We start from the raw sequence: 15,684 nt of genomic DNA, 5'->3' as shown, positions 1-15,684 counted from the left end.
TCAGACAGTACAACACTTGACGTTGAAGCAGTTAAAGCTTTAGTTCTGTTGGGAACTGCTGAAGCAGATATTTTAAAAGCCTATGCAACAGGCAGCACGATTGCAGGTGAAGCTGGCGATGATGTGATACATGGTCATACAGCATCAGACCAACTGTATGGTGGTGAAGGGCTGGATCAACTCTATGGGGGGAGTGGTGATGACCATCTGGATGGTGGTGCTGATGATGACCAACTCTATGCTGGCAATGGTAATGATGTCCTTATCGGTGGTTCTGGTAATGATCTGTTAGATGCAGGTGAGGGCGCAGATCAGCTTTATGGCGGGACTAGCAATGATGTTCTAAATGGTGGAGCAGGCAATGACTTTCTGGATGGAGGCGATGGTTCCGACCAATTGAATGGTGGCACTGCAGATGACATTCTAGTTGGTAGTACAGGTGATGATGTACTGATTGGTGGACAAGGAAACGATATTTATCGCTTTGATTTAGGCTGGGGACAGGACATCATCCAGTACGAATCAAAGAATCAAACCGATATTGATACTATTGAGTTCATTAATATCAATCCAGATGACCTGATTATCAGAAAAGCCGGTCAGGATATGATCATTATCCATCGTACTACAGGCGATCAACTCATTGTAGAGTCGCAATTTAGTGACTATCTATTCAATAAGCCAATCAATAAAGTTCGTTTTGATGACCAAATAGAATGGGATGAGGCTGCACTTAATATTCAGGCAGTTAAGGGAACTGAATTAGACGATATCATTGAGGGAACAACCGATCATGATGTGATTCATGCAGGTGATGGTGATGACATTGTTTATGGCCGTTCAGTCTATTCAGAAACACCAGAAACCCAATACTTTGTGTATGGCGGAGCAGGTAACGATAAAATCTATGCCACAGGCTATCTGGATGGTGGTGTAGGTGATGATGAAATTGAAGGCGCTGGGCATCTACTGGGTGGTGAAGGCAATGACATTCTGAGCGGACAAGGTGTATTAGAAGGTCAGTCAGGGAATGACATTTTAACTGGACAGGGTAAATTGTACGGTGGAGATGGGCAGGATCAGCTAACACTAACAGGTTTGGTAAATGATGAACTTGGCTTACTTTCAGGTGGTGCTGGTGATGATGTCTTAACTATAGATGTCAATCAAATGGACTTTGTGAATGAATATAACCAAGATCAATTTTATCAAGATGCGGACGGCTACCATCGAATTCAAGATACGGAATTAAGTGAAGTACAACGAGCTATATATGTAGAAGGTGGTCAAGGTGATGATACTATTTATGGCTCATTTGGTGATGAAGTTTATCTGTTCAATCTAGGGGATGGGCAAGATACGATTATTGAACGCGCAGCAGGTCAAAACTATACCAATGTCGCCGTCTCATTTGATGTATTACGCTTTGGTCAAAATATCCTAACTACTGACATTAGCTTACATCGCTATGGCAATGATCTTGTTATCAAGCATAGCAATCAAACAGATCAAATCACCATCCAAAACTACTTTGTGGGTGGACATCATAAGATCAATGAAATTCAATTTGCTGACTCAACAACTTGGGACAATAGCTATATTGAAAACCATGTCACCTATCATGGTACAACCAATAATGATGAGGTTTGGGGATATCGAGATACCTATGAAACCTTTGAAATGGGAGATGGGGATGATAAGGTTTATTCAGGTGCAGGCAATGACATTATCTACGGTCAAGCAGGCAATGATACCTTGTGGGGACAGGCAGGAAACGACACTTTATATGGTGGCACAGATGCGGATTACCTAGAAGGTAATGAGGGTGATGATATTCTGCATGGCGATCAGGGTAATGACATCCTCTATGGCGGAGATGGAAATGACATCTTGTATGGTGGTGATGGCGATGACACCCTCCGAGGGGGAGCAGGTCATGATATCCTCAATGGTGGTATAGGCAATGATAAATATTTCTATTACCTTACTGATGGTCAAAAAACCATTGATCAAACAGGTGGTGGAACAGATGTACTTTGGTTAATGGATCAGGGAATTACCGAAGATCGAATTAAATTTACAAAAGAAAATAATGATCTAATTGTGACGATTGATAATAATATAAATCAGTTAGTCCGAGTCAAGGATCACTTCTTGGGGGGGGAGAAAGCAATTAGTAGTGTGCAGCCGAATGGAGGATATACCATTACAGCAGCTCAAATTGCAATCAAAGTTAATGCCTCATCTGGTGGTTCATCTGATCCAGTAGGTGATACCATTTATCAATATACTTCTGGTGCAATGACGATTACGGAACAATCGGGTAATGATACTGTACTATTTAAGAATGGCATTACATTTAGTCAAGTTGGAAATTATTTGACAAAATCAGGTGATGACCTGATTCTGAAAGTAAATGGTAGCAATTCAAATACGGTCACGATCAAAAATTTCTTTAAGGCTGGTCAATATTTGGTAGAAACCTTGCAGTTTGAAACAGGTGGACAACTGACGGCAGAACAAATCTTTGGTGCATTCGGTCTGACCATTCCATCAGAAACAACCCCAACACCACCAAATCCTGTGGGAGATACCACTTATACCTATAGCTCAGGTGAACTAACCATTACTGAACAGTCAGGCAATGACAAGGTGATCTTCAAAAATGGCATTACTTTTAATCAGATCGGTAATTATTTGAATAAGTCAGGTGATGATCTCGTCCTCAAAATTAATGGCAGTAATACCAATAAAGTAACAGTGAAAAACTTCTTCCTGGCTGGTAATTATTTGGTTGAGAATTTTGAAATTGAAACAGGTGGCGCATTAAGTGCAGCACAAATCTTTAGTGCGTTTGGTCTAACGTTGCCATCTACAGATGGAGGAAATCAGGGTTCCAGTGAGGTTGCAGGTGACACTGTCTATAATTACACCACAGGTGCTTTAACCATTACAGAACATTCAGGCAATGATAAGGTCATCTTTAAAAATGGTATTACCTTTAATCAGGTGGGAAGTTATTTGACCAAATCAGGCGATGACCTGATTCTGAAAGTGAATGGTAGTAACACCAATAAGGTTACAGTCAAGAACTTCTTTCTGGCTGGCCAGTATCTGGTCGAAACATTCCAGTTTGAAACTGGGGGGCAAATTACCGCTGAGCAGATTTTTGGGGCATTTGGCGTCACCATGCCACAGCAAAGTGCGCCAGCAAACACACCACCTGAAAATACGGATTTAGATGCCTTTAACACCTCCTATAACTATAGTTCTGGTGCCATGGTCATTGATGAAAAGTTGGGTACAGATCAGGTGGTTTTTGGCAATGGAATTACCTTTAGCCAGGTGGGTAACTATCTAACTAAATCGGGTGATGACCTGATCCTTAAGGTGAATGGCAGCAATAGCAATAAGGTTACAGTAAAAGACTTCTTCCTTGGTGGTGCACATGAGGTCGAATCTTTCAATTTCGAAACAGGTGGCAGTATTTCCTCACAGCAGATTTATCAGGTGTTTGGTGTGGACCGTCCTGTCAATGCTGAGGACGAAGTTACCAGTATTGTAATAGGTGATTCAGGTGATAATGTCTTGAGTAGTGATGCGGCGGTGAGTGAATTATTCATCTTAAATGAGGGCAATGATATTCTTGAATTGTTGCTCAATGCTTCAGGTGAAACAGCTGTGGATTATGTAAGTGATTTTAATGTGGCAGAAGATCAGATTGATTTGTCTCAAATATTAGATAGTCAAGCAACTAACACCAATCTTTCTGACTATATCGAGATTATTTATGATGCTAGTGCAAAAACTAATACATTGAGTATCCGTAATCCGTCAGCTGAAATTTCGAAAGATCTTCTAATATTTACTAACCAAGCTGAGTCATTGTCGATAGCAGATTTAACGCTGAATCAGGCAATTATTTATTAATATTTAAACAGTTGTAGGGTAGTTAGCTGCCCTACAACTATTGGTTTACATAATAATTATGTACTTAATTTAAAGAAAGGAACTCATCTACACTATTTTTTCAAGGTAAATTCTTTTATATCTACCATTTGAGTTTACTTTGGGGAACATCAGCCTACCCAACGCAACTATGCTCAGTTCTACAATGAAGACTTAATTTTATGAGATGAAATCATTTTGCAGGAGCTAAGTAGCTCAGCCCAGCAGATTGATACATATCAAAGCAGAGGAGAGGATTAAAAACGTAAGCTAATGTATATCAAAACAAGAATATGACAATGCTAGCTTTAAAATACGATTGATATTGTTGAGGAGCTCAATATGGATGAGACAAGATCAGAGCAATAATCAGCATCGGGATAATGGGTCAAGATTGGGTAAACTTGAGCTATATAAAAATAAAATATAAATAAAACAGTAGGTTATTGATCAAGTTCAACTGACGCCATCTCCACTAAAATTATCTATAAATCAGCCACTTATTCTAAGTGGCTTTTTTATTGGATAGGTTTTTGATAGGCATTAAGAATAGTATTTAATTAAATCAATAAACGAAGTTGAATACTAAAGAATCCACACCATTAACTTTTAATAATCAGTAAGTTACTTTCTAAACCTTGGGCTGCAAAGCAGTATCGCAAATAAAATAATGCAGATACCAATAATACTGAATAGATCGGGTAATTCATGCCAAAAAAGAAATCCCCAAATCCCTGCAAAAATAATAGCAATATAATTCATTGGGCCAATTTGTCCTGCTGGCGCTAAGCTATAAGCATACGACATAAATAGTTGGCTAATGTTTGCTAAAAGTCCTGCGGCAATGAGCAGGCTTAATTCGTGCCAAGTGAAAATACGCCAATGCCAGAACATTGGAATAGAGGAAATTAAACTACCAAAAACACAGAAGTAAAAAACAATACGTTCAGGCGGCTCTGTACTGGTTAAAGCTCTTACGGTGACAAAAGCCATTGCGGATAAAAAGCATGCACCCAAGCCAATAAAAGACAATTCGTTAAATAAACCTTGGTCGGGTTTAGCAACAAATAAAACTCCAACGAGCCCAATAACAGCAGCAAAAATCATTGATTTAGTGATTTTTTCTTTTAAAAAAAGCCATGCAATCAGTGGAATAAAAATAGGAGAGGAATAACTGAAAACCATAGCATTCGAGAGTTTTAGGTTGGCAATGGCATAGAAAAAACCATACATTGCAGCAAGACCCACCAAACTTCGCCAAGTATGCATCCAGAGTTTATCTGTTTTAACGAAGTCTAATCCTTGTTTAAACAGCATTGGGATAAAAATAAATAGACCCACTGCATTTCTAAAAAACACAACTGTGGCATTGTCTACAGTTTGAGACGCAAAACGGATGCACACTCCCATAATGGAAAACAAAAATGCTGATGTCAAAAGACAAAGCAAGGCTTTTCCAATTTGAGTCGAGGGCTGTGTCGGAGCAGACTGGTTTTGCATATACAAATGAGTTCTTGGCTTTCAGGATTATTTTAGCAGCAGTGATTGGTTTGAGGGAAATGTGTCGTAATTAATATGGGAAATGTGAAAAAGATGAGGTGATGCCTCATCTTTTAAACTTTATTAGGTCACTGGTGCTGGGTTAAATACAGCGAGTGAGTTATGAATACCCCAACGGTCCGACCACGTTTGTTGCTCGCCACTCGCCACTTGTAAAATCAGTTCAAAAAGTTCCCAACCTACTTCTTCAATGGTTTTCTTCCCAATGGCAATATCGCCAGCACTGATATCAATCAGGTCATACCAACGGTTTGCAATATTGTTTCGACTTGCCATTTTAATGACTGGCACGGCAGCCAGCCCATAAGGTGTCCCGCGACCCGTTGTGAATACTTGAACCGTAATTCCAGAGGCCATTTGCTGCGTACCACAGATAAAGTCGCTCGAAGGGGTTGCCGCAAAGATTAAACCTTTTTTAGTCGGTCTTTGGCCCGGTGCGAGAACTTCTACAATAGCTGAGCGGCCCGATTTGGCAATTGATCCCATCGCTTTTTCTACAATGTTATTCAGTCCACCTTTTTTATTACCCGGTGTGGTATTGGCACTTCGGTCTACTTGGCCTGCTGCTAAGTAGTCATCGTACCATTTCATTTCCCGAATTAGATCTTTGGCAACTTGTTCATTTGCTGCACGTGGAGTAAGTAGGTGAATACCATCGCGGACTTCCGTAACTTCAGAGAACATGACTGTACCGCCACATTGCACAATCAGGTCAGCTGCGAAACCAACGGCAGGGTTAGAGGTGACTCCAGAAAATGCATCACTCCCACCACATTGCATGCCGACAACCAAATGAGAAGCTGAAACTTCTTCTCGAGTACGTTGATTAAGCTTTTCAAGGTGTTGTTCTGCCACGGATAAAATATGATTGACCATACTTTCAAAACCGTTATGACGTTCATCTTGTAACTGAATAATATCTTCGTTTGCTAGGGGAATATATTTGTTTTCTTTAGGAATATTTAAAAGTCGTTCGGGTTGCATTTTTTCGCAGCCCAAACTCACTACCATAATCTCCCCGCCAAAATTCGGGTTGAGTGCAAGATTATGAATTGTACGAATAGGAACAATTGCAGCAGGTGCATCAATTGCCACACCACAACCATATAAATGGTTTAATCCGACTACACCATCTACATTAGGATATTTAGGAAGTAAATCACGTTCAATAATTTTAACGACATAATCGACAATACCTTCGACACAATTCACACTGGTCGTAATACCTAAAATATTCTTTGTGCCGACGCTGCCATCCTTATTTTTATAACCTTTAAATGTATATCCGCTCAAGGCTGGAAGCTTTGGATCAGGACGAGTTGCTAACTCAAGATCATCTAACTCAGGTGCCTCAGGCATTTGGGTAACGGCTTCATTTACCCATGAACCTGCGGGTAAATCTTTATTGGCATAGCCAATAATTTCCCCATAACGAACAATTGCTTCACCTTGCTTTAATGACTCTAATAAAACTTTATGTCCTTGTGGCACATGATCAACCAGGGTGAGTTGGTATTCTTCAATAGGTGTAGAGGGTGGTAAACCCCCGTCATTCACTACAATGGCAACATTATCGAGAGGACTAATTTTTATGAGGAGAGGCTTCAGCATGATCGTTCCTTGTATACATTTGAAGAGAGGGCATAACGCTTAATTTATTTAAGCGTTATGACTTAAAGTTTTAAGAAGTAGGTTTTAACTCGAAGCGCTGGATTTTGCCGACCATAAACAGGTAGCAAATAATTGCGATGACCGCATGTACACCTACAAAAACAAGTGCACCATTGAAAGAACCTGTCGAATTGATGATATAGCCAATCGCAATAGGGATCACAATGCCTGCTGTATTGCCGAAGGTATTGAATAATCCACCTGACAAACCAACCATTTCTTTTGGTGCGACATCCGACATGACAGCCCAACCTAAGGCACCAAAACCTTTGCCAAAAAAGGCCAGTGACATGAAGAACAAGATGGCTGTTTGCGAATCAACATAGTTACAAACCACGATACTGGTTGAGAGCAACATGCCAAAAATAATAGGGAATTTGCGAGAGAAGGTCAGAGATTTATTCATCTTGATGAGTTTGTCGGAAATCACACCGCCTAATACACCACCAATAAATCCACAAAGCGCTGGTAATACAGCCGCAAAACCAGCTTCTAAAATCGACATTTGGCGTTCTTTTACAAGGTAAACAGGGAACCAAGTAATAAAGAAATAGGTTAAGCAGGTAATACAATATTGAGCAATAAAAATACCGAGAAGCATACGAGAGGAGAGTAGTTTCTTAATATTTTTAAAATTCATCTTGTTGTTTTCATCAGCAAATTTAAGCTGATTTTCACCCATGCTGGTAATGGCGCCGCCTGCTTGTAAATATTTGAACTCATTTGAATTAATCGTAGGATGCTTTTCTGGGCTATAAATGACTTTTAACCAGATAAAAGCAATCACAATGCCTAGTCCACCCATAATCCAAAACACAGATTGCCAATGAATATGGGCAACCAGCCATCCCATGAATGGTGCAAATATGACAGTGGCAAAATATTGAGCCGAGTTAAATATCGCTGCGGCAGTTCCGCGTTCTTTGGTTGGGAACCACGCTGCAACAATCTGACTATTGCCTGGAAATGCAGGACTTTCAGATAATCCAACCAAGAAACGTAAGATAAATAATGAAGCAATAATAAGAGGGATAGAACCTAAAATATCAACAAAACCTAAGAGAATCGTGAAAAATGACCAGAGCAGAATGCTCCAGAAATAAACTCTCCGTGCACCGAATTTGTCGAGTAACCATCCACCTGGAATTTGACCGATGACATATGCCCAGCCAAATGCAGAGAAAATATATCCCATGGTCACAGTGCTTAAACCAAGCTCTTGCGACATCGGAGCGGCAGCCATCGAAAGCGTCGCCCGATCACCGTAATTTAATGAAGTAACTAAAAAAATCATCGCTAAAATGTAATAGCGCGTTTTATTATGTTTTGCTCTTGGCTGACTCACAGCAGCAAGATTTGTTTGCAAATTATCCATATACAAACTCTTTTAATAATCGACCTATTTGCATATCCGTGAAATAGGTGACGTCATGTCAAATTCATCGATAGGATAAAGGAGAAATGAAATTTCTGTCTCTATCCTAAAGTCCTATTCTAAACCGCGCCTTAGATGTATGACATCATATGATTAAAAATATTATTTTGGCAAGTAGGCTGATAAAAATAATTTTTCGATACATTATATTGACAAGTCATATGATGTCTTATAAGTTTTACAAATGAAAATAATCTCAATATGCCAAGGAGTATTTTAATGGCGACCTCTACACCTATCGTTAGATCAATTCGAGCAATTCCCGTTGCTGGACATGACAGTATGCTGCTCAATTTGAGTGGCGCTCATGGACCGTATTTCACTCGTAACATACTTATTATTGAGGATAATTCTGGAAATATTGGGGTTGGAGAAATTCCGGGCGGAGAAAAAATTTTAGCGACCTTAAATGATGCGAAAGCCTTGATAGAAGGACAGCCGATTGGGGAATATAAAAATCTACTTAAAAAAATTCAGCAGACCTTCGCAGACCGTGACAGTGGTGGGCGAGGCAATCAAACCTTTGATTTACGTACTACAATCCATGTTGTAACGGCTTATGAGTCAGCATTACTTGATTTGCTTGGTAAGCATTTAAATGTGAACGTTGCGAGCTTGCTCGGCGAGGGCCAGCAACGTAGCGAAGTTGAGGTTTTAGGGTATTTATTCTTTGTGGGTGACCGAAAACAGACTTCATTAGACTATGCGACAACACCTCAGCATAACCATGATTGGTATAAAGTTCGTCATGAAAAAGCGTTAACACCTGAGGCTGTGCAGCGTTTAGCAGAAGCGTCTTATGACCGTTATGGATTTAAAGACTTTAAATTAAAAGGTGGCGTGTTACAGGGCGAACAAGAAGCTGAAGCTGTTACAGCTATCGCGCGCCGTTTTCCAGAAGCACGTGTGACGCTTGATCCAAACGGGGCATGGTTTTTAGACGAAGCCATTGCTTTAGGCAAACATCTTAAAGGTGTGTTGGCCTATGCAGAAGACCCGTGCGGTCCAGAACAAGGTTATTCAAGTCGTGAAATTATGGCCGAGTTTAAACGTGCCACAGGTTTACCGACAGCGACCAATATGATTGCGACCGACTGGCGAGAAATGTCGCATAGTATTCAATTGCAAGCCGTTGATATTCCTTTAGCCGATCCGCATTTTTGGACATTGGAAGGCTCGGTTCGAGTTTCACAGCTCTGCAATATGTATAACTTAACGTGGGGTTCACATTCGAATAACCACTTCGATATTTCACTTGCGATGTTTACCCATGTTGCAGCCGCGGCGGTAGGTAAGGTAACGGCAATTGATACTCACTGGATTTGGCAAGAAGGTACAGATCAGCTAACGAAAGCGCCGCTTGAAATTAAGGACGGTAAAATTCAGGTGCCAACCGCACCGGGACTTGGTGTCGAGCTGGACTGGGATCGTATTAATCAAGCCCATGAACTGTATAAATTAAAAGGTTTAGGGGCTCGTAATGATGCCGATGCAATGCAATATTTAATCCCTAACTGGTCGTTTAATAATAAAAAGCCATGTCTAGTTCGTTAATTTTTAGCGATATGTCTAGATAATTCGCTTTTTTGATTGTTTTCAAACTTTGCTGCTCATACGAGCAGCTTTTTTATGTCTATTTATTCACTTTTACATTAAAATATTTTTTAAATATCTTATAAAACAAGTAGTTGGATTGTCATATTTTGGAAAAAATTAATCTTTTTTAAAATTTTAAACTTTCATGGGAAAAAGATATTGATCAGAAGAAAACTTATGATGTAAGATGTCTGACGACATAAACGCAGATGGATATTTTGTAATGGATGCTCTTGAGTTAAAAAACATTGTTTCTGATGGTCTTCTTTCTTTTCCGGTGACCGACTTTGACCAAAATGGGGACTTTAATAAAGATTCTTATGCAAAACGTCTTGAATGGTTAGCTCCTTATGGCGCAAGTGCATTATTTGCTGCGGGTGGTACAGGTGAGTTTTTCTCATTAACTGGAAATGAATACGCTGACGTGATTAAAACAGCGGTTGACACTTGTAAAGGTAGTGTACCGATTATTGCTGGGGCAGGTGGTCCGACACGTCAAGCGATTGAACAGGCAAAAGAAGCAGAGCGCTTAGGTGCACACGGTATTCTGTTAATGCCGCATTATTTAACTGAAGCAAGCCAAGAAGGTTTGATCGAACACGTTAAGCAAGTCTGTAATTCAGTCGACTTTGGCGTAATTTTTTATAACCGTAGCGTTTCAAGACTCAATCTCGATTCAATCCAAAAGTTAGCCGAGATGTGCCCGAACTTAATTGGCTTTAAAGACAGCTCTGGTCAAATCGATATGATGACGGCAGTGACTCAAACGATGGGTGACCGTTTGTCATATTTAGGTGGCTTGCCAACAGCAGAGGTTTTTGCAGCGCCATATAAAGCCTTAGGTTGCCCAGTTTATTCATCAGCTGTATTTAACTTTATTCCAAAGACTGCAATGGAGTTTTATAACGCGCTTCGCAGTGATGACTTTGAAACAACCAATCGTTTGATTAAAGATTTCTTCTTGCCACTGATTAAAATTCGCGACCGTAAATCAGGTTATGCCGTCAGCATGATTAAGGCAGGCGCCAAAATTGTTGGACACGATGCTGGTCCAGTGCGTCCACCATTAAGTGATTTAACTCCAGCAGACTATGAAGATTTGGCTGCTCTCATTGCGACACTTGGTCCGCAATAATTTTAACTGTTTAGGCATTGGAGCTTTAAAATGAGTAAAAATAATGGTCGACAGTTTATTAATGGTCAACGCGTTGCTGCAAATACACCCGCTCTAGAAAGTGTGGGTGCAAAAGACTATCAACCAACTGGTTATGTTTTTAGTCAGGCAACACTTGAAGAGGTGGATCAAGCTGCTCAAGCTGCGCATAACGCTTTTTCGGTTTATAGCCAAACCTCTCAAGCGCAACGTGCCTCTTTCCTTGAAGAAATTGCTCGTCAAATCGAGGCGTTAGGTGCGAATTTGCAAGAAGTCGCTTCACTTGAAACAGGCTTGCCGCTTGCTCGTCTTCAAGGGGAAACCGGCCGTGTTACTGGTCAGCTACGACTGTTTGCTGAACTTTTACGCCGCGGCGATTTTTACGGTGCTCGTATTGATGTGGCATTGCCAGAACGTAAGCCTTTGCCGCGTGTTGATTTGCGTCAATACAAAGTTGGAGTAGGGCCAGTTGCTGTGTTTGGTGCGAGTAATTTCCCTCTTGCATTTTCAACTGCCGGTGGAGATACCGTGGCTGCTTTAGCTGCAGGATGTCCAGTTGTGTTTAAGGCGCATTCTGGACATATGGCGACTGCCGAGCTTGTTGCAGAAGCTATTGAAAAAGCAATTGAAGTTTGCGATATGCCTAAAGGCACATTCAACATGATTTTTGGTGCTCGTATTGGTGCAAACTTGGTAGAACATCCACTGATTCAAGCTGCTGGTTTTACGGGTTCACTAGAAGGTGGCATGGCGCTTTATAACCTTGCGCAGAGCCGTCCTCAGCCAATTCCATTCTTTGCTGAAATGTCCAGTGTGAATCCAGTCGTGGTTTTATCTCAAGCGCTGAGTTCTCGTGGTGAACAAATCGCTCAGGACACGGTTGCCTCGTTTAATATGGGATGTGGTCAGTTCTGTACAAAACCAGGGTTAATTTTAGGCGTACAAGGTCCTGAATTTGACAAGTTCGTAGCAGCTTTAGCTGAAAGTACGCAAAAAGCTGTGCCACAGGTCATGCTGAATGAAGGGACTTTAAAAAGCTACCGTCAAGGTATTGATGCTTTAAACAGTGAAGCTGGTTTTGAAATGATTGCGACAGGGCAAGATGCTGAGCTCATTTCTCAAGCAAAAGCACATCTATTTAAAGCGGATCAATCTGTTTTATTGTCAGGTAATCCAAAACTACAGCATGAAGTTTTCGGGCCGATGTCCATTGTGATTGGCGTGGACGATGAGGCGACTTTGTTAAAAGGGATTGGGGCTTTAGGTGGGCAGCTTACAGCAACAATTATTGGCGATGAAAATGAATTATCTGAAGCAGGTGAGCTTCTTCACTTGTTAACTGGTAAAGCGGGTCGAGTATTGTTTAATGGTTTCCCGACAGGAGTTGAAGTGTCTGATGCGATGGTGCATGGTGGCCCTTTCCCTGCAACCAGTGATGCGCGGGGAACGTCGGTCGGTACGGGCGCAATTGAACGTTTCTTACGTCCAGTCTGTTTCCAGAATACGCCACAAGTATTGTTACCCGATGCGTTAAAAGATAGTAATCCTCTAAAGATTAATCGTCTGGTGAATGGGCAGTTAAGTCAGGCTCAAATTTAAAAATTGTGCAGCTCAAGCTAAAGTATTGAGCTGCATATCTCTCATTTAATCAGCCAATCATTACTATTTTACTAAGTGCAAGTGATCACATCTTTCTCGTTGAATGAAAATGCATGAGTAACATAAATAAATTAAATTTTAGGTATTTAGGGGAATAAAAAAGCAAATATGACTATCGGTTAAGATTATAGTAGAATGAATTTTCTAATTTTTTTAAATATTTCATGAGTTCTTCAGATTATGTCTAGCGCAATTAAACCTAGATCAACAAAAAAACTAAGCCAGATTATTGTAGAACAACTAATCGAAAAAATTCAGTCTGGAGAATTTAAAGTTGGAGAGAAGATTCCAACGGAACTGGAATTGATTGAAACATTTGAAGTCAGCCGTTCTGTCATTCGTGAAGCGATTACCGAGTTGCGTTCTTTAGGTTTTGTCGAGACTCGTCACGGAATTGGGACTTTTGTTAAAGAGCAAACCATTGAACAGAATTTTTTGTTGTCGAATGCCAGCTTAGAAACCATTAACGATATTGTTTCTTTACTTGAGCTTAGGATGAGTCTTGAATCTGAAGCTGTGTTTTTAGCCTCAGAGCGCCGTAAGCAAATTCACATTGATAAAATGAAAGCTGCGCTTGAGGACTTTGAGCATCATATTTCTTCAGATGCAAATGATGGCACAGTAAAAGCAGATTATGATTTCCATATTGCGATTGCTGAAGCTTCGGAAAATCAATATTTCGTCGATTTTTTAAAGTATCTGGGCGAAAAAATTATTCCGCGCGCACGCCTGAAATCTATTGAGCAAAGTCCTGAAAATCGTGAAGAATATTTAAAAGCGGTTCACCATGATCATGTCAATATTTATAACGCAATTGTCGATCAAGATGGTTTGTTAGCTCGACAAATGATGCGAGCTCATCTTTCTAAAAGCATTAAAAAGTTTAAGCAATAAGCATCGATTTAATCTTGAATCTCGTGTGATAAAAAAGAGAGCGCCTATCCGCTCTCTTTTTTAATATTTCTCATTTGAGTTCTTAGGTCCTAAAACTAAAACTTCTCTCTCACCCAGCCATAAGCTGCCGCAAATGGCAGCGCGGTTCTCGCCAAATAAGGAACATGCCATAAACCACCATGATTCGCATTTTCCATAATCAGCTCGAAAGGATGTTCGAGTGGTCTTTCTGGATTGGTTGCACTCTCAGGATTATTTAAATCATGCACCCACAGCGCAGCCATAATGGCATTTGTGGTTTCAGGACTAAAGGTTTCGACCTTAAACAAATCAGCCCCTGAAAAAGCCGCCTTAAGAATTGGATTCTTAACAACTGAATGTGTGGTGGTTGACGGTGCAATATTAATAACCGTTTTTTGACCACGTGCGCGGGTACAAATGGCAAACCACTGTTGCAAGCGCTTCGCAAGGGCATAGTTAGGGCCTTGTTCAATCACCATACAATCCGAAATACCATATTTTTGGCCGTTATCTGATTCAATCAACTGTTCGATATTCGATTTAAAAAAATGACTTAACGAGATGTTATGAATCGATTTAGTCAGTAATTTCTCAACAAGTGGACGCTGTTTAATTTTCTGCTGGATCGACGCTACAACCGATTCTGGAATGGCATAAATATCGGTTGGCGTTAGCATAAACATGATGCTGCTATCGGCTTTTTGACGGCTAACTTGTTCCATAATGCTGATCATGGCAATAGAAACACGAACATGTTTTTCACCATCCAGATATGCAATCCCAGCCAGATCTAAACGTTGCTCAAATGTATTTAACCAGTTTGCAATTTCTGGTGTTTGAGTCAGAAGATTTGCGCCCAGCTGTTTTTCACCATTTTGCAAAGTGATTTGCGGTGCAATCAGTGTGGCATTGCCTTGTTGAATGGTATTTGTAATTTTTTGCCAGATTTTTGGATTCGGTAAGTCAATCGCAACAATATTCGCACGCCATTTGGCTAACCAGCTTAAAGGCCCAGCTTCAGACGCTGCCCCGAAGAGCACCATGGTACGAGAGGACAAATCAAACCATTCTGGATGAGCCTGCAAAAGACGTAATGCTTTGGCATGAGTGGGTTCGATGATCTGTTGCTGTTCCCAGCGATCAATCTGCTTAAGTAAGGCTTCACCTTGCAGTTTTTGTCCTTTAAACGGAATATACCACGGCTCAATCGTCGGGCTGCCTGTACCTTTCAGCACAAAGTTTTCAAAAGGCTGTTCTTTAACATCAGCCATGGCTTGTTCTAAAGACGTTTGCTGTCCAGCACGATAAAAGTGAAATGACTTTTTAGCTGTATCTAAGCCTTGCTGAGCAATGAGAAGAGGATTCTGTACAGAACGAATGCCTGTTTTCACCAGCTCTTGAAAATAAACTGGATATTTCTTTCTCCAGTTTTTTTCAGCAGTTAATTGAGTGGCGTAAGGAGAATCGACACTTTTTAGTGCTGCGTATAAGATTTTCTTTGCGGTATCTGTCGTACTGGGCTTGTTTCTGCCGGGCTGAATTGGAAAATGTATTCCATCCATATTTGACTGTGATCTATTACTCAATGCGCTGCTCCAATCTACTGAATGCTAAAATTCAAAAAAGTAGAGGGACTCTTTGTCTCATCCATATTTATGTTTCCAGCATAAGTCTAAATGATGAAATTAAAAATAGCGGAAATAGGGCAATTCATCACGATTTTGGGGTAGGGTAAATCACATCAAAA

General features: G+C 40.5%; 9 protein-coding genes. 5 read left to right on the top strand and 4 right to left on the bottom strand.

Translation table 11 applies throughout. The features are described 5' to 3' along the window. Positions 1-3,930, top strand: a 3,930-nt coding sequence (locus A9Z07_RS14415; protein ID WP_319822840.1) for a calcium-binding protein, incomplete at its 5' end; no start/stop codon positions are given. A gap of 642 nt (positions 3,931-4,572) precedes the next feature. Here A9Z07_RS14415 and A9Z07_RS14410 read toward each other — a convergent pair. The 3 genes from A9Z07_RS14410 to A9Z07_RS14400 all read right to left on the bottom strand — a co-directional run bounded on the left by A9Z07_RS14410 (position 4,573) and on the right by A9Z07_RS14400 (position 8,554). Further along, a complete protein-coding gene (locus tag A9Z07_RS14410; protein WP_069579566.1) occupies positions 4,573-5,448 on the bottom strand; it encodes a DMT family transporter in 876 nt (291 codons plus the stop codon). A gap of 123 nt (positions 5,449-5,571) precedes the next feature. Then, positions 5,572-7,119: a galactarate dehydratase gene (garD, locus tag A9Z07_RS14405; protein WP_069579563.1), complete on the bottom strand. Its 1,548-nt coding sequence runs from the start codon at positions 7,117-7,119 to the stop codon at positions 5,572-5,574. Between the two features lie 70 nt (positions 7,120-7,189). Continuing rightward, complete coding sequence (locus A9Z07_RS14400; RefSeq protein ID WP_069579562.1) at positions 7,190-8,554, bottom strand: MFS transporter; 1,365 nt, start codon at positions 8,552-8,554, stop codon at positions 7,190-7,192. Positions 8,555-8,833: 279 nt separating this feature from the next. Here A9Z07_RS14400 and gudD point away from each other — a divergent pair, with 279 nt between their 5' ends. The 4 genes from gudD (at position 8,834) to A9Z07_RS14380 (ending at position 13,916) form a co-directional block, all read left to right on the top strand. Continuing rightward, a complete protein-coding gene (gudD, locus tag A9Z07_RS14395; RefSeq protein WP_069579558.1) occupies positions 8,834-10,168 on the top strand; it encodes a glucarate dehydratase in 1,335 nt (444 codons plus the stop codon). Between the two features lie 265 nt (positions 10,169-10,433). Continuing rightward, the gene (gene kdgD / locus A9Z07_RS14390; RefSeq protein WP_069579556.1) at positions 10,434-11,345 is read left to right on the top strand and encodes a 5-dehydro-4-deoxyglucarate dehydratase; all 912 of its coding nucleotides are present in this window, start codon (positions 10,434-10,436) and stop codon (positions 11,343-11,345) included. A gap of 30 nt (positions 11,346-11,375) precedes the next feature. Then, positions 11,376-12,962 (top strand): aldehyde dehydrogenase (NADP(+)), encoded by a 1,587-nt coding sequence (locus tag A9Z07_RS14385; protein ID WP_069579554.1) that lies wholly within the window; start codon positions 11,376-11,378, stop codon positions 12,960-12,962. 240 nt (positions 12,963-13,202) lie between these two features. Next, entirely contained in the window at positions 13,203-13,916 is a 714-nt protein-coding gene (locus tag A9Z07_RS14380; protein WP_005256470.1) for a FadR/GntR family transcriptional regulator, read from the top strand. 95 nt (positions 13,917-14,011) lie between these two features. Here A9Z07_RS14380 and A9Z07_RS14375 read toward each other — a convergent pair whose 3' ends face one another. Next, positions 14,012-15,523, bottom strand: coding sequence for a hypothetical protein (locus A9Z07_RS14375; RefSeq protein ID WP_069579552.1), 1,512 nt, complete (start codon positions 15,521-15,523; stop codon positions 14,012-14,014). Positions 15,524-15,684 lie beyond the last annotated feature (161 nt).

This window comes from Acinetobacter sp. YK3, from assembly GCF_001729365.1.
Lineage (GTDB): Bacteria > Pseudomonadota > Gammaproteobacteria > Pseudomonadales > Moraxellaceae > Acinetobacter > Acinetobacter vivianii.
This window is presented reverse-complemented; position numbering and strand designations above follow the sequence as displayed.